A 21520-nucleotide genomic window follows, 5' to 3' on the forward strand; every position below is an offset into this window, starting at 1 on the left:
AGGATCAAAACCGGAGTGTCATGGTTTGAAGCGAAAGCACAGATCCATCGAGAGGCGATAAAAACCTACATCAGAAATCCGAGGTATGCGCTGGGATAAAACGGGGAAAGGAAAGAGAATGGGGAGGGTTCTCCAACTGCGTAACTCCTAATGGTATTACCATCATCCCGGAGGTATCTCCTTGGGATTACTCAAATTACTGGTCGATCTTCTCTTCAATTCTCTTTCTCATCAGAGAATCTAAAACGCAGGATGTGACACTGCTCACCACGGCCATCATCAACCGAGCCGATTACTTTGTCACCCTTGACAAGCCCCTGATACGATCGGCAAAGAAGAGGACGGAAGTCGAATATGACCTGCACCTGATAAATCCCACGGAAGGGCTACAGATACTGCAAAAATAGCCCTGTCGGTTGCAACCCTTTTCCAGAGATATTTATACTCTGAAACAGAGCTCTCAACCAGAGATGAAAGACTCGCAGGATATCGACCTGAAGGCCATCGCGTGGGCGGCGATGGAGAATTACGGGTTCACCCCGGCGTTTCCGCCGTCGGTTCTCCGGGAAGTGAACGCTCTCGGGACAGCAGCCTTCACGGACGGCGGGGAGGGGGCATGCAATCTCCGGCATCTCCTCTGGTCGTCGATCGACAACCACGACTCACAGGACCTCGACCAGATGGAGGTCTGCGAGGAAGGGGGCGATGGGGAGATCCTGGTCAGGGTCGCCATCGCCGATGTCGACGCCTGTGTCCCGAAGGACTCGAAGACCGATCAGCACGCCGCGTATAACGGAACCTCGGTCTATACAGGTGTTACGACCTTCCCGATGCTGCCGCCCCGCCTCTCGGAGGGTATCTCCTCCCTGCTGCCGGGCAGCGACCACCGTGCCGTCGTCATCGAATACGCGGTCGCCCCAGACGGCAGCGTCCGGCACGGCGGGATATACCGCGCCGTCGTCGCCAACAAAGCGAAACTGGTCTACGAGGAGGTTGGCGATTGGCTGGAGGGCACAGGGCCGGCTCCCGAGGCCGTCCGGGACATCCCCGGCCTCGCCGAACAGATCCTCCTGCAGCACACGGCCGCGCTGCGCCTGAAGGTGCGCCGGACCGGACAGGGCGCCCTCGCCCTCGAGACGATCGAGGCCGAACCGCTCGTGGAGGACGGCCGGGTGACTGGCCTCGTCGTCCACCGGCAGAACCCGGCGCACTGCCTCATCGAGGAATTCATGGTTGCGGCCAACGGTGCCCTGGTGGCCTGCCTTCGTGAGTGCGATCGCCCCATGATCCAGCGGGTCGTCCGGACGCCGAAGAACTGGGAGGGGATCGTAACGGAGGCGGCAGAGCACGGTGAAGCACTGCCCGCAAAGCCTGATGCAGCGGCGCTGACCCGGTTCCTCATCCGGCAGAAACAGATCGACCCGGAGCGGTTTCCGGATCTCTCTCTGACGGTGGTGAAATTGATGGGGGCGGGCGAGTACGTCGCGTTCACGCCCGGCACCACCCCGATAGGCCACTTCGCCCTCGCCGTCAGCGACTACACCCACGGCACCGCCCCAAACCGGCGCTACGTCGACGTCGTCATCCAGCGTCTGGTGAAGTCGGTTCTCGACGGGGAGGCGTCCCCCTACACTCCCGAAGACCTCGAGGACCTCGCCGCCTGGCTGACCGGCCGGGAGAAGGCGTCCCAGAAGGTTGAACGGTTCGTCCGGAAGGCTGCGGCCGCGGTCCTGCTCCGGGACAGGATCGGTGAGACGTTCGAGGCGTTCGTCACCGGAGCCTCCGAGAAGGGAACGTATGTCCGGCTCATCGCCCCTGCTGCAGAAGGCAGGGTTATGCGGGGCGAGGCGGGTCTCCGGGTCGGGCAGAAGGTGCGGGTCCGTCTGCTGGACACGGATCCCTACAAGGGTTTCATCGACTTCGAACGTCTCCGGTAAAGCAGGCGCGAACGTCTGCTCTGCGTGGTAAAAAGAGAGGGGTTTAGTGCGTCCCGTCCAGGTGGACGTCCATCTGCGGGAAGGGGATTGCAATACCGGCATCCGCGAACGCGTTGACGATCTCGCGGTTCAGATCCCACTGCGCGCCCCAGAGATCCGCCGTTTTTGTCCACGCCCGTAGGGAGAGGTTCACCGAGGAGTCGGCCAGTTCGGTGACGACCACCACGGGTTCCGGTGAGGGAAGCACCCGCTCGTCGTTCTTCATCAGGTCGGTAGCGACCCTGATCGCCAGGGTAAGATCGCTGTCATAGGCGACCCCGACCTTGACCTCGAGACGGCGTGTGTCCATCCTGGTGGAGTTGATCACCGCACTCCCCCAGACCTGGGAGTTCGGGATGGTGATGTAGGTGTTGTCGGGCTTCAGCAGCTCGGTCGCCAGAATCCCGACCGAGGTGACGGTTCCGGAGATCCCGTTGACCTCGACATATTCCCCTTTGTCGAGGGGGCGGAAGGCCGCTACCCAGACCCCGGAGGCAAGGTTGGTGACGGTATCCTGGAGGCCAAAGCCGAGGATGAGCCCGATCACCGCCGAGAGCCCGAGCACGACTGACGAGACGTCGAACCCGAGCGTCGCAAGGACGATGAGGACAAGGATCACATACAGCAGGATCGAGAAGAAACGAACCAGCAATTCGATGATCAGAGCGGAGAGGCGTGACGTCCGGCCGAGCATCTCTGTGAAGGCGGATGCGATCACCTTCACCGCAATCAACCCGATAACTGCGATGATCACGGCAAGAACAACCTGCTCAAGCGTGATCCCGGAGAACGGAATGGTAGTAGTGCTGAACATGTCTGCTATCTCCATATGATACGATGAGGTGCGAGGTGAGTTAAATGAAACCCCTGATCGGGAAAATGAGGAGTGTACACGCCCTGCTCCGGAAAAACTTCGGCGTGTTTTTCTGTTTGTCCTTCCTACGAAATGGCATGAAGGGATGGTCTCTCATCGGTATGGTCTGCCTCCTGGTTTTCGCGGCCGGGTGCAACAGCCCTGGCGGGCAGGAGGTTGTGGAAGAGAGTTTGAACCTGGCGGACGTAGAGGGTCTGGTCAGGCAAGCCGCCGCATATGCAGATTCGGCCGGGCAGGAGGCGGCTCTTGCTGAGTTTATGAAGAAAGACGGCCGGTTTTCGCAGGGCGCTCTCTACGTCTACGCCTACGACTACAATGGCACGCTCCTTGCACACCCGTGCAGTCCCGGTTTCGTCGGGACGGATCAGGCGAACGGAACCGACGTCCGCGGCCTGCCGGTGAACCGGATCGGTGCCTATACCGCAGAGTCCGGCGGCGGGTTCATGACCTACCTCTACCCGGCACCGGAGGGTGGGGCGTTCGATGCGAAGGCGCCCGATGCCGCTGTGCCCAGGATCGGCTACGTCGCCCCCGCCGGCGAGACCTGGTGGATCGGCTCCGGGATCTACCTCTCCGACCTGGTAGGCGACAGATCTTCCTGTCCGGTGGCCGCGATGATCAACCTCGTCGAGCGCGGTGCCGCCTACGGGCGTGAACACGGGACAGAGGCGGCGTTCGCCGAGATCGGGGACCAGTCCGGGAAGTTTGTCGATGCGGACGGGCACTACATCTACGCCTACGACTACAACGGCACGCTTCTTGCCCATCCGTACCTGCCGGAGAAGGTCGGGACAAACCTGATCGCAAAGCAGGGGCCGTTCGGGATGGAGATGATCCGGGCGCTTGCCGAGACCGCAGAGTCAGGCGGCGGTTTCGTCGTCTTCGTCTGGCCGAACCCGGACCAGGAGGACCGGGAAGAGCTGAAGATCGGCTACGTCCTCCCTGTGGACGATACCTGGTGGGTCGGTTCGGGCGTTTACTTAAGCGAGATAACCGGGACGGACGCATCCCTCCCCTCTCCCACATCCTGATTTTTCGCGGAAACCCGCCGCTGCCGGAAATCACGGCTTTTTGAGAAAGTATTAATGGTTCCGGCATTGAAACCTCAATAATTCATGAAGAATCCCTTCCACATAATGCTCATCCCGACGTTGGGCTGCCCCTCAAACTGCAGCTACTGCTGGAGTTCCGAGGAGGGCTCGCCGATCATGAGTATCGATACCGTCCGTGACGTCGTCCGGTGGCTCAAGGACTTCCGGAATGACCGGGTGACGTTCACGTTCCACGGTGGGGAGCCGCTCCTTGCCGGGGCGGACTTTTACCGCCAGGCACTGCCGCTCATTGCCGGGGAACTTTCCCACCTGACGCCCGACTTCGCCCTCCAGACAAATCTCTGGCGGATGACGCCCGAGATTGCCGAAGTTCTGGCCGAGTATCACGTCCCCATTGGCTCCAGCATCGACGGCCCCCGCGAGATCAACGACCGGCAGCGGGGGGACGGCTATTTCGAAAAGACCATGCGGGGCTACGAGATCGCCCGGGCGCACGGGCTCTCGGTGCGGTTCATCTGCACCTTCACGAAAGAGTCGGTGGAGCACCGGGAAGCAATCGTCGAATTCTTCCGCAAAAACGGGTTCGTGCTCAAACTCCACCCCGCCCTGCCGTCGCTGCGGGACAGCAACCCCGAACGGTGGGCGCTTGCGCCCGAGAAGTACGGCGACCTGCTCGTCTATCTCCTGGACCAGGCCCTCGACCATATCGACGAGGTGGAGATCATGAACATCAACGACCTCGTCCGGTGCGTCTTCACCCGGCACGGTAACGTCTGCACCTTCGCCGACTGCATGGGAAGCACTTTCGCGGTCGGGCCTGACGGCAGTATCTACCCCTGCTACCGCTTCGTCGGGATGCCGGAGTACGTGATGGGCAACGTCGCCGACTGCCCGGGTCCCGAAGACCTCGCGGCCTCCGACGCAGGAAAGCTCATGCAAGGGTTCAAGGACTACGTCGATCAGGCCTGCGCCGACTGCCGCCACATCAGATACTGCCGGGGCGGCTGCCCCTACAACGCCATAGCCCCGACCGGCGGGAAGGTGGCGGGCGTCGATCCCCATTGCATTGCCTACAAACGGATCTTCGACGAGATCGGCGACCGGCTGGACGCGGAGATGTTCGCATCGCCGCCGATGGGGATGGGCGGATTTCCGGGACAACCAAAACGAGGCGCCCGTCCCGGGATCATGTCCCTGATGCAGCGGATCGTCGCCCGGTAAGGTTCTCGCCGTCCAGCCGGTAGATATGCCAATCGAGGCGCTCGCCGCCGCAGCGTTCGTAGAAGCGGATCGCCGGTTCGTTCCAGGTGAGGACCATCCACTCCATCCGGCCGCATCCCCGGTCGCCCGCAACCCGTCGGCAGTACTCGAAGAGTGCCTTCCCGACGCCCCTGCCGCGCTCTTCCTCCAGGACGAAGATGTCCTCCAGATACAGGGTCGGTCGGGCGAGAAATGTCGAGTAGGTGAAGAAGAACGTGATGTAGCCGACAGCTCTGCCGTCCACCCGCCCGAGATACGCTTCGTACTTCGGCGGCTCCGCGAGCGCGTCGACCCGCAGCCGCTCCCGTGCGGCGGCATCCGGCGGCAGAAGGTGTTCGTAGTCTGTAAGCCGCTCCACAAGATCGGCGAACTCGTGAAAATTCCCGGTATTGACCCTCTCGATGGTGATCTCCGTCACGGTCGAACCTCCATGCCCGGTAGTATCGCCGCCGCAAGGGAAAAATTGAGTGGATAGGGGCCTGTTCAGGGTTTCGGCGCTGTCTCCTGCGGCTTTTTCTCTCCTCCGGACCGGTATCCCAGATCTGGAGGCCGGCCATCTGCGTCATGATCACCCGCGTCCCTTCCGGCACCCGGATTGCGTCCGCGACATCTTCCGGGCGCCTCGCCCAGACGATCTGGTGTGCGAACTCACCGCCCGGAAGCAGCACCATAACGCTGTAGGTGTTCATGTCCTCTTCCTGGCCCCCGCCTCCTCCGGGTTGACCCGGTAGCAGGAGAGCGTGGCGGGTCCTGTCTCCTCTCGTTTCATCTGCTCCTGTACATTCGCCATATAGATTCCTCCATACGGTTTCCCGGCTCAGGCTCTCCCTCGTATAAATACTATCCCACCTGCCACTCCTCGATCCCGGTCAGCTCCATCCCGAGGTGCCAGAAGCGCTTCTGCACGCCGGCATCGCGGGCGAGTGCCGAGGGCATCGTCTCCTGCTTCTTCTCAAAGTACCGACCACTCACCTCCCCGGCCTCGGGAGCCGTCGCGACGTAGACCTCGACGGCCGCCCCCTGCTCGGGCGGGGCTCCACCGCTGTTCTCACCAGCATACGCCCGCAAGAGTTTGGTGTCGATCACCCCCGGGTGCAGGGAGTTTACGGTGACGCCCGTCCCCTCCAGCATCCCGGCAAGCCGCCGGGTGAAGGCGATGACTCCTACCTTCGAGACGGCGTAGGCGGTGTACGGGTCGTAGTTCTCCCCGGCGGGAAGGTTCTCCCAGTCGATCGCGTGCACGCTCCGGTGCGCGATGGACGCGACGTTCACAATCCGTGTGGATCTGCTCGCCTCCAGGAGCGGCAGGAGTTCGTGCGTCAGGAGAAACGGTGCCAGGAAGTTGACGGCGAGCGTCATCTCGATACCGCCGGGCGCGACCTCACGCTCGGGCTGAAACACCCCGGCGTTGTTGATCAGCACGTCGAGGCGGCCGTAGGTTTCGGTGACATCGGCCGCAAGGTCGCGGATATTCTGCCGGTCTGTGAGGTCGGCGATGAAGAGGTCGAGTTGGTCGGAACCGGTCGCCTCCCGTATCGAGTCTCGGACGGATCTGCCTTTCTCCCGGTTCCGACCGTGGATCAGCACGCGGTGGCCCTGCTCCGCCAGGATGCGGGCGGTCACCCTGCCGATGCCGTCCGTCGAGCCGGTGACCAGGATCGTCTCTGCAGTCATAGTCCCTGCATGTCCGGGCAGCCCGATGAACCTGTGGGTATGCCGCGGAGGGGAGGCCGGGTCAGCCTCTCGAGGTCTGCGATGAGGTGCGGAAAAACCGCGACAGCGGTGCGGCTTGCGGATACCTGCGCTTCATCGCCGGTCACCGTCCCGTTCAGGCAGGCGACCTCTGCCAGCACCGCCAGCCCGAGCTGTGCGCTCTTCCGCGCGTATGGGAACGAGACGTAATCGATGGTATCGTCCGGCGTGTGCATCGGCCATCCCGGTCGCGGTGCGTGCATCATCACCACCGGATAGCCCTGCTCCCGGAACGAGACGTGATCCGAGATGGGGACGCCGGACTCACTGACCAGGGTGACGTCAATGCCGTAGCGGGCAGGGTACTGCGCCATCGCCCGGGCGACCCCTGCCGCCCGTGCATCGGCAAGGACGGTTACGACCGACCGGTTCTCCGGGTCGTACGCCGTGGAGTCGTAGTTGAGGTAGAGCAGGATCTCGCGGTCATCTGCCGCCGCCCGGCGGGCGTAGTCGCGGCTGCCGTGCCTCCCGGCCTCCTCTGCGTTCCAGAGGGCGAACGCTATTGTCCGGTCGAATGTCTGGCTGCTCATGATCCGGGCGAGTTCGAGGACGATGGCGACCCCGGCAGCGTTGTCGGTCGCCCCCGGCGCGTTCTTCGGATCGGTGGCAGTGCTGTCGTAGTGGGCTCCGACGACCACGAAGGTATCGGCGTTCTGCCCGGAGCCCGGCAGTGTCGCGACGACGTTGCGACGGTCTCCGCCCTGGTACTCGACCTCAAGTTCCGGGATGGCACGGAGCCGGTCGTGGAGATATGCCGCCGCCTCGGTGTTGCCGTCCGTCCCGATCGCCCGCGTCCCGAACGCCTGGAGATCGGCGGTCGTGGCGTAGAGTTCGGACTCGCTGACCTCCGCGATCATCGCGGCAACCTCCGGGTCCCAGCCCGGTTGCCCGGTGTCGCTCGCGGATGCGGCGGCAGAGATCAGCAGGATGAGAACGATGGCTGCGCCGATCAGGCAGATCCTGGTCTGCAAGTGGTCGTGGGACGGCATCTGCGGTCACCCCCGAAGGTGCGGCGGTGGTATTTATGGATAGTCCTGGATGGGAGCACCGCAAAAAAAGAAGTTGGCTACCGGCGCAGCAGGACGCAGGCTGCGGCAAGCAGTGCGAGGAACGCGGTGACCGGCAGCAGCCCGGCGGCCGGGGTTGTCCCGGCCGGGGCAGGGCTCTCGGCCACCGTCGGTGCCGTGATGCCGGGGTCGGCGAGCGCAACCCCGATCGGCGGCGTCACCGTCACGATGAAGACGGAGACCGGCTGCGGCCCCGCCATTCCCGACGAGGACGGATTCGGTGCTTCACCGGAGACGAACGTCACCTCAACTGCAGAGCCGTCGTTTCTGCCGTTCCAGGTGAACGCATCGCCGGGCTCGAGCCGCTCGGACCAGACCCCCCGCCCTTCGGTCGTGAGGGTTACGTTCACCGCCGCCGCCGGGCAGACCGTCCCGGTTTCGCTCGTACAGGCGGGTTCAGCCGTGTAGGTGAGGGTGTAATCGCCGGCGAACGGCACCGGAGCCGCTGCCGGGTCGCCGGCGAGGTTCGTCAGGACGTACTCGCCCTGCGGTGTCTGCTTCAGGGTGCCGACGGCGATCCAGGTGCCGTCTTCGGCGCCGAGCGTGGTCACGGCGGCAGAAGTGCCGGTCTCAAAGAGAGCGATGCCTGCAGCTCCGCCCGGCACCGTCCCTTCGATCATGGTCGGTTCGATGGGATCGACGACCAGTTCCGGTGGGTCGGTCGTGAAGTTCAGGCCGAACTGTCCGGCGGCGCTGACAACCATCGTTCCTTCATTCTGTTTAACATCCTCGACCGGGCCGAGGAGCGATATCTCTGCAATGACTGCCGACGCCGGAACACCGGCGATGCAGCAGAGGAGCAGTCCGAGGAGGAGCAGTCTCTGGAATTTCACGGGAAATCACCCTGATGCAGGAGTGATCTCGCGGGAAGGCAATAATAGGTTGTGAAACGCCCCCGCAGGGCGTCTCCACTACTGCCGGACGCTCTCCGGTGTGCCCGTGCCGTTCTCCTGCACCCCGGCGACCTCGGCGATGACCGACATGCCGAGCTGTGCGTTCTTCCGGGTGAACGGAAGGGACATGTGGTCGACGGTGTCGTCGGGGGTATGACCGGAACCGTGTCCCTCCTGGTGCGTCATCACGGCCGGATACCCTGCTTCGCGGAACGGCACGTGATCCGAGATGCAGGTGTAGTTGTTCTCCGTCAGGGTGAGGTTGATCCCGTAGAGGGTGTTGTGGCGGTGCATGAGGTCGGCGACCGGTGCGGAGCGCTCGTCGTACATAATGTCCAGCATGGAGCGGCCTTCCGGGTCGAGACAGGCCGAGTCGTAGTTGAAATAGAACAGAATCTCGCGGTCATCTGCCGCCGCCTGGCGGGCGTAGTCGCGGCTGCCGCTCCTGTCGGTCTCCTCTGCGTTCCAGAGGGCGAACTGTACCGTCCGGTCGAATGTCTGGTTGCTCATGATCCGGGCGAGTTCGAGGACGATGGCGACCCCGGCAGCGTTGTCGGTCGCCCCCGGTGCGTTCTCCGGATCTGAAGAGGTGCTGTCGTAGTGGGCGCCGACGACCACGAAGGTATCGGCGCCCGGCCCGGAGCCCGGCAGGGTCGCGACGACGTTTCGAAGGTCGCCGCCCTGGTACTCGACCGCAAGTCCTGGGACGGCACGGAGCCGGTCGTGGAGATATGCCGCCGCCTCGGCGTTACCGTCCGTTCTGACCACCCGCGTTCCGAACGCCTGAAGATCGGCGGTCGTGGCGGAGAGTTCGGACTCGCTGACTTCCGTGATCATCCCGGCGATCCGGGGGTTAACCTCCTGTCCTGCGGATGACAGATTCGCCGCGCTGCCTTCCTCCTGCATGGAAGGACCGGCGGATGCCGTAAGGGTGAGTGAGACGAAGACGACAATGCATATCGCGATGCAGAGTCCTCCGCCCCCGAGCACTCCTGCTCGAATGTGGCGGGAATTGCTGGTATCCATGGAGGATCTCATTGCATTGGAGCGGGTATGATCGTATTTATGTGTTAGCCCGGGACGGGCGGCAGAAAAAGAGTGGGGTACGGAGATGAAATCCGACCCGCAAAGGAAACGATACAGCTATCCGGACAGGCTGAACCTGCCGAAATCGACGGCAGCCAGCTGGTTTTCACGTACGATAGGGTAGAACGAGGCTTCGGCGCCGGGTGATTCTTCCGGATGCCCGATTGTCGACCACGGTGTATCCGCTTCTCCGGATACATCGTGCGCTTCTGCTGCCACGCCGATCAGCAGGCCGGCCATGGCCACCCCCTGGATCAGGATAGCAATGGTTGTGGCAAGTGTCTGCAACTGCATTCGGTTGACCACCAGGCGGGACGAAGGCCTGCTTTGTACTTATATCTTGCCTCCCATGCCTCCCGAAGCATATGGTGTCGCTCTGCTATTCGGCTCGGTAATCCGGCGGAACCTTCAAATTCTCGGGGCCGGTATACCGCCCAGATCCCTGACGGTGGTGGTCGGCATGGAAAACAGGAATCTCCCACCCGGTTTTGCGGAAGCAGTTTCGTTTCCGCTGGTACAGGCACTCTTCGGCAGGCGTGCACGCCGCTTCTTCCGCGGTGCGTCTATCCCGGACGGCTATTTTCAGTATACGTCACGGCATGAACCGATGCCGCTCTCGCCCCTGGAACAGATGCTGGTGCTGACGGCAGCGGCCGGAAACACCGGATGGCACTACCTGATCATGCGCAGCGCCCGGTACGCCCCGGCGCTCTCGAACTATGCCTGCACTGCAGGGGGACGGACGAACCCCTCCGCAGCAGGCTTTCATACGAGTGAACTCTTCTATACCGACGACGACGGCGTCTATTTCCTGGAAACCCGCGATGCACCCGCGCTCGTCCGGCGGCCGGAAGACGGGTGTCCCGATCTTGAGGAACTCCTGGAGGCGCACCGCTCACGCATCCACAGGATTGTGGATGGCCGCCTGAACCTGCCGCCGGAGGTGCCGTATGTGGAGGGGCACAACACCTGGGTCGCCAACCGGCCGGGGAGCACCCTGATAATCCCGGTCGGCGACCTTGCCCAGCACGTCCTCGCGGTGCTCTGCTACTACCTCCAGAACGGGCAGTGCGTGTACGACGACGTTCACAACGAGCGTATCGCCGGGATGGAGCGGTATCGGCACCTCTGCGATGTGGACAGTCCGCTGCCGCTGACGTTCCTCGAGCAGGTCTCGCTCGCCGAGCTGACCGCCGAGCTCTCGACCGCCTGCTACGCGGGGATGCTGATGCTCCAGGCGATGGGGCTCGGGGGCTGGATGTTCGACGGCATCGATCCTGTCAGCGTTCTCGGTGCGAGCGGCAACCCCGATGTGGCGGGGCTCGGTTTTCGCTACGACACGGACGCGCGGTGGCCGCTCCCGAACCCGACCGGGCTTCCCGGAGTCTTCGAAGGCTTCACGCCGCCCCACTACCCCGATATGCGCTCCGCCCTGGACGCCCTCGTCAAGCGGAAGTTCGGTGCCGGAGGGCCGTTTCACCCCGCGACGCCGGGGCCGTACCGGGAGACCACGGCGGTGCGGGGGCGTGCGCAGGAGTACAGCGAGGAGTTTTGCGAATGCGTGGCACTGCAGGCTCAGCACATCTACGACCGGTTCGGCAAATTCCCGGGAACCGTGCCGAGCATTTTTGTCCTGACTTACCTGCAGGCCCAGCATATCGACCTGGAATTTTACGACCGGTTCTACCAGCCGGGAGCGTACCTGCAGACGCATGCACGTCATATGGAGAACTGGCACCCGGAGGGCGGCGGATAGGTCTTGGAAGGCATTTTTCCGGAACCCCCGCTCTTCTTTCCAGGAACAAATCCGATAGATATTTACGATGCGGCAGTGACCTCCTCTCACTGGCGAAAAGTGGAGGCGTATTTCTCCTGTGATGCTCTTTGATCGTTTAAAAGGCAGATTTACCGGGAAGTGCCCGGCGTGCGGGAATTTCCTTGAGACGACCGAAAAACTTGAAAAGGTGAGCCGGAGCGGGTATCGGCGCATCAGAACGCTGCACTGCTCCCGGTGCGGCTGGTCTGATCTGCAGGACTGCGGGTTCTGCAGGATGGACGAGCTTTAAGAGTAGGGCGGCGACTGTAACCGGGTGCAGGGGCTCTTCTCCGCCATCCGTTACCCGGAGCGGCCGCAGCATTCCCGAAGACATGTCGTGGAGGGCATGGAGGCACAAAAAACCTGCTAATCATCCTGCGAGAGCATGCTCCCGGGCGGTTTTCCACCGGCGCCGATCACTCCTTCAGCGCCGCCCGGATCCGTGCAGAGAGCCGTCGGTTCAGGGCTTCGTCCATCGTATCGACCCGGGCATCGAAGTACTCCACCCAGTCGGCGATGACGCCGAGCTTCTGCTCCTGCTTATTGAGGCGCTCGGTCAACCTGTCTATCACCTGTAGCAGCGATGCGACCTCGTCCTGCGTCGCTGCCCGTTCCTGTGCGAGATCGCCGGTGAGCCTGGCGATCTGCCGGTGCTGGTGAGCGATCGCATCCTGCATCATCCGGAACTCGACGACTATCTCCGGGGGAAGCTGAACGCCCGGCGGCATCGGTTCCACTGTTTCCTCCGCGCCGCCCGCGGGGGCTTGCGAGACCTTTCCGGCGCGGACTTCGGTCCGCACCTCGTCGGGGGCGAGTCCCTTTCCGGAGAGTTCTTTGAGGTTCTGAATTATCTTGACTGCTTTCTGGGGGAAGAGTTTTGCCTTCCCTATCATCCGGTACGAGAAGAGATCGTCGTACTCCCTGACGAGATGCCGGACCTCCTCGACCGACAGTCCGGTGAGATGGGCGATGTCGTCGATCTTCAGTTCTTTCTCTTTCATGCTTGCCACCCCGGCGGTATGCATCACTGCTCTGCACCCCAAACAGGGCTCGCAGAGACGGAGTAATCATTGATTCGGTCTCCGGAGATTATTATACCTGCGTAACTCATCTCCCGCCCGCCCGAATGAGAACCGGATCGTGACGGTTTTCCCTCTTCCCGCCGATAGGGTGATCGGGAGCGTGCGCAGACGTGAAGTGGATCGATGCGGACGGCACGGCGGTGCCGGTGACCGTCGTCCGTAAACCGGTGAAGACCGCCCGCCTGCAGGTCAGGCCTGACGGGACGATACGGATCGTCGCCCCGCGTTCGTTCCCTATCGATGCCTTTCTTGCGCGGAACACGGCGTGGATCACACAGCGGCGGCGCGACCTTGCCCGGCTTGCCGAAGCGGGCGATGGAAACGAAGACCGTCTCCTCCTCTGCGGGGAATACTATCGCCTCGTCGAGGGCAAGCCGTTCGGCGTCGACGAAGAGGAAGGCACCGTCACCGCTCCGTCGCTCACGGTTTTGAAGCGAAATCTTATCGCGATGCTGCGGCGTGAGATCGCCGCCGACGCGGCTCTGCACCCCGCACTCGCGGAGCGTGCGCCCCCGGAGGTGACGGTGCGGATGCAGCAGACGAAGTGGGGAAGCTGTTCGTCGCTCGGGAACCTGAACTTCAACCTGCGGGTGATCGCCCTGCCGGTGAGCCTGCGGGAATACATCGTCGTCCACGAACTCGCGCACCTGCGGGAGCATAACCACTCCCGGGCGTTCTGGGAGGTCGTGCACCGTCATTATCCCGATTACCGGAGCGCAGAGGCGGAGCTCCGGCGCTACTGGGTTCTTCTGGAGCGCAACCGGCTCTGGAAGGCGCTGCGGGAGGCGTGATCTTACGGAACGCACCCGACCGCCCGCAGGCTGCGCTCGACCTCTGCGGCCATCCCGGAGTCGAGGAAGACGGCTCCGGCGATCGCCTCCAGCGTCTCGGTGAGCGCATCGCTGTAGCGCCAGATCTCCTGTTTCGCCTCGCCCCTGCCGAACCGGATGAACTCCTGGAGGCGCATCGCCCGGCCAACCTCGTTGAGCGGGAGCAGGCTGACGAGTTTCATCTTCTCGGCGGTGATCTCGCCCTTTTTGCTGATACCCCGCGCCATAATCGACTGGATGACGATCACGGTGACGACTGCATCGCCGAGGGTGGCCAGTGCCTCCTGGTGCGCATCCTCATAAAGCCCCTGTTCGCGTGCGTAGGCCGGGCGTGTTAGCGCCCGCTCCAGGAGAGAGCGGTCGCGGAAGGTGTAGTCAAGCAGCCTCTCGAGGGCAGCGAGGTCGTCCTGGTTCTGCATCGGCATTCTCTTCTCGGTGTTTGTCCCGTCGCCCTATATTGGTTGCTGCCCGCAGTCACCGGCTCCGCTTCCGCCGGTAACTCCGGTACATCACCGCGATGGCGATGCCGATCAGGATGAAGACGAGCAGCGAGAGACCGAGGGTGACGTCGAGAAGGAATATCCCTCTGATGTAGTCGGCGCCGATGGCGATGCCGAAACTGCCGATAATCCCGCCGATGGTAATGCAGGCGAGCACCTCGGTCTTCCCCATCCCGAGCATCCTGCCGATGATCGATCCGGTGATGCTCCCGGATCCCTCGAAGGGGATGCTGACGAAGAGCACCAGGCCGAGGAAGTAGAGTTTCTCCAGCCACGGCCGCTCTGCAAGATAGGTCTGGCCGGCCTCCATGAACTGCCGTATCCAGGGTCCGACGATCGGGATCTTCAGGGCGAGCGGGAAGTTCCATGCCATGAAGAGGCCGCCGGCAAAGTCCAGGAACGCGAGGGTACACGCAATCAGCCACCAGGGGATGCCGAGCACGATGGCGAGCGGGATGACCGTCTCCCTGCCTGCCGGGGGGACGACGTAGGCGACCATCATCCCGAAGAGGATGAGAAATTCATTCAGGGGAAGCAGCAGAAAGGTGACGAGGACGAAGACTCCGCAGAGGCCGAACGGAATGCCGAGGGAGAGTGCCGGCGGGAAGGGAGCGGTGTCTTCACTATCTGCCTCTTTGCTCCACGGGAGTGTCTGTTGCTGCATGGCTCGTGTGTCTACCTGTCTGCAGCGCCGGGCTCAATCAGGATCGCTGCATGCCGTATCCGTCCGCATCGCGAGGATGCGCTCGACGATCCGTGAGGAACTGGCAAGCGGCTCGTGGTAGCCGGTGATCCTGACCACCCGGGCGTCGATGCCCCGCTCTGCGAGCGCCTGTCCGAGCTGCTCCTCGTTGAAGTGCTGGTTGAAACCGAGGGTGATGATGTCAGGGCGGATCTCCTCGATCGGGCGGAACATGTCGTGCGGGTCGCCGAGGCGGGCGTCGTCCACGGGTTTTAGGGCACGGATCATCCGGAGACGCTGCTCTTCCGGGACGATCGGTTGCGGTTTATGCCTGACATTGACGTCGCGTGCGACGATGACGTGCAGTTCGTCGCCGAGCCTGCGGGACTCCTCCAGGTAATGGATGTGACCCGGGTGGAGGATGTCGAAGGTTCCCGTCGCCACCACGCACTTCACGCGACCACCTCGAGGTGCATCGGAGCACCGTCTGCCGAGAAGCATTGCCAGTCGCCGTCTTCATACGGGTACCCGATGATGAGGTTGTATCTGCCGACCTTGGGGAAGAACCGGAGATCGGCCGGGGACGGTAAGAGTACTCCGTTCGGGTGGCTGTGCGCGCTGCCGACCTGGTGCGTGTCCAGCGGGAGCATATCGACGAAGAATGACGCGCTCTCCGAGCCGACGATCGTCCCCGGCACCAGGTCAAGGTCCCGGATAATGCCGTCCCGCTCCCGCAGAACCGCCACAAATTCATTCGGATGATGCTCTTTTCCGAGCTGCAGAAGCATGGAGAGGAGTTCGGCGCTGATCCCGTGAACTTTCATTCTGTTCAGGTACTTGGAACAGAGGAAAGATAAGTCCTCGTGTCCTGCCGATGCGGCGGCCGGAAAAAGAGAGGAGGATCGCGGTGCTGCCCGCCTGACGGGATTTTTTCAGGAGCGGTTCTGGAGTGTCGGCATCTCTATCTGGGTGCGGTTTGTGTCCGTGGTCTCGTTTTCGGTTATGGGTGCAGGTGTCTCCTCCGGCGGCATCAGCACCGCATCGATGGTGTGAACTATGCCGTTGTCGGCGTTGATCTCTGTTGTGCCGAGGGTGATGTTGTCGACCATCAGCGCGCCGCCCTCCCGGGTCACGGTGATGTTCGTCCCGAGAAGCGTTGGGAGAGTTGCGTTGCCGGACTCCGTCAGATTGGCGAGCTGCGGAACGGTGTAGAGCCCCTCAACGATGTGGTAGCGGATGATGGGGGTGAGGTTCTGCGTGTCGTTCAGAAGATCTGCCGCCGTCTCGTTCCCGAGATCCGCAAAAGCCTCGTCGTTCGGCGCAAAGACCGTGTACGGGCCGCTTGCGGTGAGGTTTGCGGTGAGGTTCGTCGCGTTCAGGGCCTGCGCAAAGACGGTCAGGTTCGCATCCGCTTCGATCGCCTCTATGACGGTGTCTGCCTGCGTGCCGGTCATGTTCCCGGCAACCGTATCCGAGACGATGATGCGGCCGGGCATTCTGGTGTCCTGGAGAGACTGGTTGATTCTGCAGCCGTAGGCATAGGTGCCCGGATCTGTGAAGGTATAGGTAAAGGACTCCCCGGTCTCAAGCGCCCCGGAGTCGAAGAGTCCGGTCATGCTGGTGACGGAATGGCTTACGCTGTCGTAGTTTGTCCAGGCAACCGTCGTTCCGGGCGCTACCGTCATCGTCGGCGGATAGTACGAACTGTTCCTGAGTTCGATCTTCACCCCCGTCTGCTCCTGTCCGCAGGCGCTCCCGATACAGAGGCAGAGGAGCAGAACGGCGCAAAGCCCCAGTGTTGCTTTTCTGATCTTCATCTATCATCATCTCCCTGGTTGAGAGGAATCGGCAACGGTTTCGCTGATCTGTGCGTGGATGTTGCCACGGCACAATGCAGGGAATATTATAAAAACATGTTGATATTTTGTTGGAATGCGCTGCTTTGCCAAAAATGTGCATTTCCTGCTCAGAAACGCCCGTCCTGCTCGAAGCTCCGGTTGAACCGGATCGCAAGTTCGGCCTTGTAGAGCTCTTTGCCGAGGTACGCGGCGTGATCCATCAGGGAGACCCGCCCCTCAGTGAGGAGGGCGTGAAAAACATCCTCCCATCGCCTGCCCCGGATCGCCCTGCCCTTATGCACGGCCACGATCCAGCCGTCCTCGATACCGATCCGGATGCATCCGAGCGGATCGTAGGTGACCTCTTCCGGCATCGGAGGTGCGGCGGCCTCGCTCGTATAGGTGAGGGGCGGCTCCCGCCGCCGCCGTTTTTCCTTGAGGATCAGGAGATCGAGCCCAAGATCCTTCGGGTAGGGGCGGCCGTGCAGCAGCGCCGCCATCTCGGTCGCCCGCCGCATCTCGGCGACCGAAGCGTGCGTCTTGTCCGAGTGTTCGCTGGTGAAGATGACCGCTGCGCCGACCTCGTAGGCCATGGCGGCAAGGAGGGCGTTTGCACCCGGTGAGTCGGCATCGAGGAGCTCGACCACATTGCCGGCGCCGAAGAAGAGCGGGTGGCCGGCAGGGGAGAAGGCGGCGAGCGATTCGACGAGCCCGGATCCCGCGGGCTGCAGGAGCGGGTCGGCAAGCAGGCAGCAGATGCCTGCATCAGAGGCCTGCCGGAGGTTCTCGGCAAGGCTTTTGTCGCGGGGGACGATCACCGCAGCGGCTCCTGCGTCCGCCACGGCGCTGCCGATCTCGGGGAGGTTGCCGTCATGCAGGCTCAGGACGATATCGGCACGGTCGAGCGCCGCTGCGATCAGCCGTGGCTCCTGGGTGTCGACGGCGAGCACCCCGTCACAATCGGCGGTCTCCGCGAAACAGCGGCGCACGTCCTCGGGCGAAGCGTCGAACCCGAACCCGAGATCGACGATGTCGGCGCCCGAAGCGAAGAACCGCTCGACCTCGGCCCGGATGTCCTCCCGCCGGTGCGCATCCATGATCTCGGCGAGCACTTTGATCCGTGACTCCCCGCCGATCTTCAGGCCGCGGATGAGAAAGTCGCACGCGGATTCTTCTTCGCGCTTTGCTATCTTTCGGTACGCCTCCTGCCGGCGTTCCACGGCCAGAAACTCGTCGGCTGGGATCGAGCGGGAGAGGTGCACGGTCTCGAGGACCGCGAGCACGAGGCCGAGATCCGCTGCGTGGCGCGGGCCGCGGTAGATCGGCACACCGGTCTCCTCTTCGACCGCTGCAAAGGATGCGGTGCACATGCCCGAGACGAGCACCATATCGTAGGCCCCTCCGGCCAGCAGGCGGCGCAGGTGATCCGCCGTGAGGAAAGACGCAATCTCGCCGGTGACGGCCACGTCGATCGCGTATCGGTCACGGAAGCGGTCTACAATCTCCGTGACGATTGGTGCCGTCGCCGATCCGGTGGGGAGTAGGATGCGCATACGCTCTCATTAATATCCGAAGCGAGAAAAATATCTCTGATCTCATGCTGAAGTGCGACCTGCACGTTCACACGAACTTTTCAAAGGACGGCGAGAGCAGTGTTGAGGAAATCCTCCGTCGTGCCGAGTCGGTCGGCCTCGATGCCGTGGCCATCACTGACCACGATACTGTGGAAGGGGCGCTGTATGCCCTGACGTGCGATACGCCGCTTGTGGTGATCCCGGGGATCGAGGTGTCCACCCGGCACGGGCATCTCCTTGCACTCGGGATAACCGAGCCTATCCCGGCCGGCCGGGATTTTCTCGAGACGGTTGCATACGCGCGTGCACGCGGAGCGCTGCTGATCCTCCCCCATCCCTACCACATGTGGCGGCACGGCGTCGGGCGGAAACTGAAGGTCGGCATCGCGTCGGTGGATGCGGTTGAGACATTTAACAGCAGGTACATCACCGGTTCTGCGAATCGGAAGGCGGCAAAAATTGCACGGAGATTCGATAAACCCTGCGTGGGGGGCAGCGATGCGCATAACGCCCGATACGTCGGTTTCGGCCATGCCCTGGTCTCGGCCGAACCGGATGCCGCAGCCATTCTGCAGGCGATCCGGGAGGGGAACACGATTGCGGCCGGGAGAATGACGCCACTCCACACCTATACCCGGCAATCCCTCAAAGGGGCTCTGCGGCGGATCAGGCGGCGGGTGCGGTGACGAGGCTGGCATTCCGCCTCGTCTACCTCGGCGGAGACTTTTACGGATCGCAGATGCAGCCCGAGCTGAGGACAGTGGAAGGGGAGGTCATCGAGTCGTGCCGCAGGCTCGGCCTCTTTGATGACTGGCGGGATGCAGGGTTTCGGATCGCCGGCAGGACGGATCGCGGGGTGCACGCTTGCGGGCAGGTCTGTGCCTTTACGACCGACCGGGAGGAGCGGGCGGTGCAGGCATTAAACCCCGTTCTTCCGCCGGACATCTGGTGCACGGCGTGGGCATCCGTACCCGATTCGTTCCATCCGCGGTATGATGCCCTGTCCCGGACGTACCGTTACTACTTCCCTGACCCGCCGGACGACGTTTCTGCCATGCAGGAGATGGCACGTCGGTTCATCGGCAGTCATAACTTCTCCTCGTTTGCGCGGGTAGGCGATAAGAATCCCGTCCGGACGGTGCTCGCTGCAGATATCCGGCGGGAGGGTCGGTTCTGCGTCTTCGAGGTCACGGCAAAGAGCTTCCTCTGGAATATGGTGCGGTGCATGGCAACTGCGCTTCTGCTCGCAGGCCGGGGTGCTGCTGATATCGATGAACTTGCCGGCCTCCTCGAAGAACCGACGGCGGAACGGTTCCCTGCTTCGCCCCCTGATGGGCTGATCCTCTGGGACGTCGCCTATGATGTCACATTTTTGCCGCTCTGCGTAGACGAAAAACACCAAAACCATCTCCGTATGCTTTACCGCCGGTATTCCCTGATGGAAGAGATCACCTGTGTTCTGTCCAAAGAGACTTCCGAGCGGTGATCTGCCCGACACCGGTTTGGCCTGTCGGTACGAACCCGGCACCGCGTCCCGGATATCCTGGTGGTTCTGCCGGGAAATACTGGTGGGGGAACATCAACCCTTGCCCCTCTGTGAAATGAAACGAGTTTTTCCCGGGGGAGGTGCGCCTGAGTGGAGATGTACGGCGCGGATGATCGGGAAAATTGGCGTTTTTGAGCTGGCGGTTTAAAAAGGATCGTGCTTGACGGGATGAATCACGCAAAGGAGGTGCGGCAGGGAAAATCTTCCATTTTGTCTGACAATTCCCTGTAGACTATTTATACTTTGTGTCCCTCTGAACGTTTTCACGAGTTCATCCCGGGAAAACCGGTTGGTGAGAGCAGTCTATCGGGCATTCCATTCCATCCCGTCTATTTTTTGATTATTAAGTATCTTTAAATATTATTGTATTATTATATGGGTGTGCCTGTTAATTAAATATGTCTTTAATTTATATGCTGTAAACTATTTTTGGTTAATAATAACCTATTAATATATGACTGAACAGTCCCGTTTCAGTACGTCAAGGGGGAAAGTGGATGTACGACACAGATCCAGGTCTGGGAACAGAACCTGCGCGTGCAGACGGCCTGTCAGGGCCGCAGCGCTCTGTTCCACGACCACAGTATACAGGTACGGGTAGCAGTATCGAGATTGACCGGCTGATCCGCATGGGGTACGCACTGAAAAGTCCGGTGGAAACGCCCCTTCTTCATTATCAGATGCAGGAATCGCTCAATCCCCTGCAGGCGCCCGTGATGCCCGGGTATCGGAGGAAAATAAGCGAGGAGATCGAGACGCCGACTCCGGGCTTCAGCGCACGGAAGAAGAGGACGCTCGTTGCCATACCCTGCTATAACGAGGAGGTTGCCATCGGTTCACTCGTTCTCATGGCTCGCCGCTACGTTGACGAGGTTCTCGTCGTGGATGACGGGTGTACTGACGAGACGGTCAATATCGCTCGTGAGGCGGGTGCGGTCGTTGTATCGCACGGTTCGCAGCAGGGAAAAGGGCGGGCGATAAAGACGTCGCTTGAGTACGCCTTTCAGGGCCGGTTTGATGTGCTCGTCTTCATGGACGGGGACGGCCAGCATAATCCGGAAGAGATCCCCTTCCTCCTCGAACCGATCATCGGCGACGATGCGGACCTGGTCATCGGATACCGGAAACTCGGCCAGATGCCGGTATACCGGCGGTTCGGGCGTGCGGTGCTCGACGTCGTCACCGGTGTCGGCAGCACCATCACCGACTCGCAGTGCGGGTTTCGGGTTCTGAACCGAAGATCCATCGAATCGATGCTCAAGCGGCTGAAAAAAGACGATTTCTCGACGGAATCCGAGATGCTTCAGGTGGCGCAGGAGACGAACCTGCGTGTCGGTGAACGGCCGATCGTATGCAAATACGGTGACTTCGACACCTCGACAAAGAACCCGTTCGCACACGGATTTGAGGTGTTGAACTCGTTATTCTGGCTCGGAATTGAGAAAAAGCCGCTTTTCTACTTCGGAGCGCCCGGTTTCGCGTCGCTGTTCCTTGGAATATTCCTCTGGACGCGATTTTTGCAGATCTTCAACGAAACCGGAGCATTGTCACTCGAATATGGTGTGATCATCTCGGTTCTCTTCGTTATCGGCGCCGTCACCCTTCTCATGGGGCTGATGCTGGATATCGTTGCGCGGGTGAGAGCATAATGTGCCTGCTGCTATCATGCGGGAATCCCGGAGAGTTGGCAAA

23 protein-coding genes are annotated in these 21520 nt (G+C 61.9%); 9 read left to right on the forward strand and 14 right to left on the reverse strand.

The genetic code is table 11. From position 1 onward, the window contains the following. Positions 1-470 precede the first annotated feature (470 nt). Complete coding sequence (locus FGU65_RS14730; RefSeq protein ID WP_301665263.1) at positions 471-1937, forward strand: RNB domain-containing ribonuclease; 1467 nt, start codon at positions 471-473, stop codon at positions 1935-1937. 43 nt (positions 1938-1980) lie between these two features. Here FGU65_RS14730 and FGU65_RS14735 read toward each other — a convergent pair whose 3' ends face one another. Then, positions 1981-2790, reverse strand: a complete 810-nt coding sequence (locus tag FGU65_RS14735) for a mechanosensitive ion channel family protein (protein WP_301665264.1) — start codon at positions 2788-2790, stop codon at positions 1981-1983. 137 nt (positions 2791-2927) lie between these two features. Between FGU65_RS14735 and FGU65_RS14740 the strand changes: the two genes are divergently transcribed. Together FGU65_RS14740 and FGU65_RS14745 are read left to right on the forward strand one after the other, a co-directional pair. Further along, positions 2928-3881 (forward strand): cache domain-containing protein, encoded by a 954-nt coding sequence (locus FGU65_RS14740; RefSeq protein ID WP_301665265.1) that lies wholly within the window; start codon positions 2928-2930, stop codon positions 3879-3881. A gap of 84 nt (positions 3882-3965) precedes the next feature. Continuing rightward, positions 3966-5123, forward strand: coding sequence for a TIGR04083 family peptide-modifying radical SAM enzyme (locus tag FGU65_RS14745; RefSeq protein ID WP_301665266.1), 1158 nt, complete (start codon positions 3966-3968; stop codon positions 5121-5123). Here the strand turns inward: FGU65_RS14745 and FGU65_RS14750 are convergent. The 6 genes from FGU65_RS14750 to FGU65_RS14775 all read right to left on the reverse strand — a co-directional run bounded on the left by FGU65_RS14750 (position 5089) and on the right by FGU65_RS14775 (position 10254). Further along, complete coding sequence (locus FGU65_RS14750; protein ID WP_301665267.1) at positions 5089-5580, reverse strand: GNAT family N-acetyltransferase; 492 nt, start codon at positions 5578-5580, stop codon at positions 5089-5091. The two genes, FGU65_RS14745 and FGU65_RS14750, sit on opposite strands and share 35 nt — an antisense overlap. Before the next feature lie 422 nt (positions 5581-6002). After that, complete coding sequence (locus FGU65_RS14755) at positions 6003-6836, reverse strand: SDR family NAD(P)-dependent oxidoreductase (protein WP_301665268.1); 834 nt, start codon at positions 6834-6836, stop codon at positions 6003-6005. After that, the gene (locus FGU65_RS14760) at positions 6833-7903 is read right to left on the reverse strand and encodes a M28 family metallopeptidase (protein WP_301665269.1); all 1071 of its coding nucleotides are present in this window, start codon (positions 7901-7903) and stop codon (positions 6833-6835) included. The genes FGU65_RS14755 and FGU65_RS14760 overlap by 4 nt, the downstream gene beginning before the upstream one ends. Before the next feature lie 77 nt (positions 7904-7980). Then, positions 7981-8814: a hypothetical protein gene (locus tag FGU65_RS14765; protein ID WP_301665270.1), complete on the reverse strand. Its 834-nt coding sequence runs from the start codon at positions 8812-8814 to the stop codon at positions 7981-7983. Positions 8815-8892: 78 nt separating this feature from the next. Further along, complete coding sequence (locus FGU65_RS14770) at positions 8893-9900, reverse strand: M28 family metallopeptidase (RefSeq protein ID WP_301665271.1); 1008 nt, start codon at positions 9898-9900, stop codon at positions 8893-8895. 117 nt (positions 9901-10017) lie between these two features. Then, a complete protein-coding gene (locus tag FGU65_RS14775; protein WP_301665272.1) occupies positions 10018-10254 on the reverse strand; it encodes a hypothetical protein in 237 nt (78 codons plus the stop codon). 166 nt (positions 10255-10420) lie between these two features. Between FGU65_RS14775 and FGU65_RS14780 the strand changes: the two genes are divergently transcribed. Beyond that, a complete protein-coding gene (locus tag FGU65_RS14780) occupies positions 10421-11716 on the forward strand; it encodes a hypothetical protein (protein WP_301665273.1) in 1296 nt (431 codons plus the stop codon). Positions 11717-11837: 121 nt separating this feature from the next. Further along, on the forward strand, positions 11838-12026 hold the full coding sequence (locus FGU65_RS14785; protein ID WP_301665274.1) for a hypothetical protein: 189 nt from the start codon (positions 11838-11840) through the stop codon (positions 12024-12026). A gap of 166 nt (positions 12027-12192) precedes the next feature. On the opposite strand, the gene FGU65_RS14790 is transcribed toward FGU65_RS14785, so the two are convergent. After that, positions 12193-12777, reverse strand: a complete 585-nt coding sequence (locus tag FGU65_RS14790; RefSeq protein ID WP_301665275.1) for a hypothetical protein — start codon at positions 12775-12777, stop codon at positions 12193-12195. A gap of 191 nt (positions 12778-12968) precedes the next feature. Here FGU65_RS14790 and FGU65_RS14795 point away from each other — a divergent pair, with 191 nt between their 5' ends. After that, the gene (locus FGU65_RS14795) at positions 12969-13649 is read left to right on the forward strand and encodes a M48 family metallopeptidase (protein ID WP_301665276.1); all 681 of its coding nucleotides are present in this window, start codon (positions 12969-12971) and stop codon (positions 13647-13649) included. Between the two features lie 2 nt (positions 13650-13651). Here FGU65_RS14795 and FGU65_RS14800 read toward each other — a convergent pair whose 3' ends face one another. The 6 genes from FGU65_RS14800 to FGU65_RS14825 form a co-directional block, all read right to left on the reverse strand. Continuing rightward, on the reverse strand, positions 13652-14113 hold the full coding sequence (locus FGU65_RS14800) for a ribonuclease III domain-containing protein (RefSeq protein ID WP_301665277.1): 462 nt from the start codon (positions 14111-14113) through the stop codon (positions 13652-13654). Between the two features lie 49 nt (positions 14114-14162). Beyond that, positions 14163-14852: a small multi-drug export protein gene (locus FGU65_RS14805; RefSeq protein WP_301665278.1), complete on the reverse strand. Its 690-nt coding sequence runs from the start codon at positions 14850-14852 to the stop codon at positions 14163-14165. Between the two features lie 33 nt (positions 14853-14885). Continuing rightward, positions 14886-15371 (reverse strand): FAD synthase family protein, encoded by a 486-nt coding sequence (locus tag FGU65_RS14810; protein WP_437344455.1) that lies wholly within the window; start codon positions 15369-15371, stop codon positions 14886-14888. Continuing rightward, on the reverse strand, positions 15323-15694 hold the full coding sequence (locus tag FGU65_RS14815; RefSeq protein WP_301665280.1) for a Mov34/MPN/PAD-1 family protein: 372 nt from the start codon (positions 15692-15694) through the stop codon (positions 15323-15325). Before FGU65_RS14815 ends, FGU65_RS14810 begins: the two co-directional genes overlap by 49 nt. Before the next feature lie 108 nt (positions 15695-15802). Then, a complete protein-coding gene (locus FGU65_RS14820; protein ID WP_301665281.1) occupies positions 15803-16687 on the reverse strand; it encodes a fasciclin domain-containing protein in 885 nt (294 codons plus the stop codon). A 149-nt stretch (positions 16688-16836) separates the two neighbouring features. After that, positions 16837-18261, reverse strand: coding sequence for a dihydropteroate synthase-like protein (locus FGU65_RS14825; RefSeq protein WP_301665282.1), 1425 nt, complete (start codon positions 18259-18261; stop codon positions 16837-16839). 44 nt (positions 18262-18305) lie between these two features. Between FGU65_RS14825 and FGU65_RS14830 the strand changes: the two genes are divergently transcribed. The 3 genes from FGU65_RS14830 (at position 18306) to FGU65_RS14840 (ending at position 21477) form a co-directional block, all read left to right on the forward strand. Next, entirely contained in the window at positions 18306-18968 is a 663-nt protein-coding gene (locus FGU65_RS14830) for a CehA/McbA family metallohydrolase (protein ID WP_301665283.1), read from the forward strand. Further along, positions 18965-19768, forward strand: a complete 804-nt coding sequence (truA, locus tag FGU65_RS14835; RefSeq protein ID WP_301665284.1) for a tRNA pseudouridine(38-40) synthase TruA — start codon at positions 18965-18967, stop codon at positions 19766-19768. The genes FGU65_RS14830 and truA overlap by 4 nt, the downstream gene beginning before the upstream one ends. Before the next feature lie 740 nt (positions 19769-20508). Then, positions 20509-21477, forward strand: a complete 969-nt coding sequence (locus FGU65_RS14840) for a glycosyltransferase family 2 protein (RefSeq protein ID WP_301665285.1) — start codon at positions 20509-20511, stop codon at positions 21475-21477. Positions 21478-21520 lie beyond the last annotated feature (43 nt).

This window comes from Methanoculleus frigidifontis (assembly GCF_030464345.1).
In the GTDB taxonomy this organism is placed as follows: Archaea; Halobacteriota; Methanomicrobia; order Methanomicrobiales; family Methanoculleaceae; genus Methanoculleus_A; species Methanoculleus_A frigidifontis.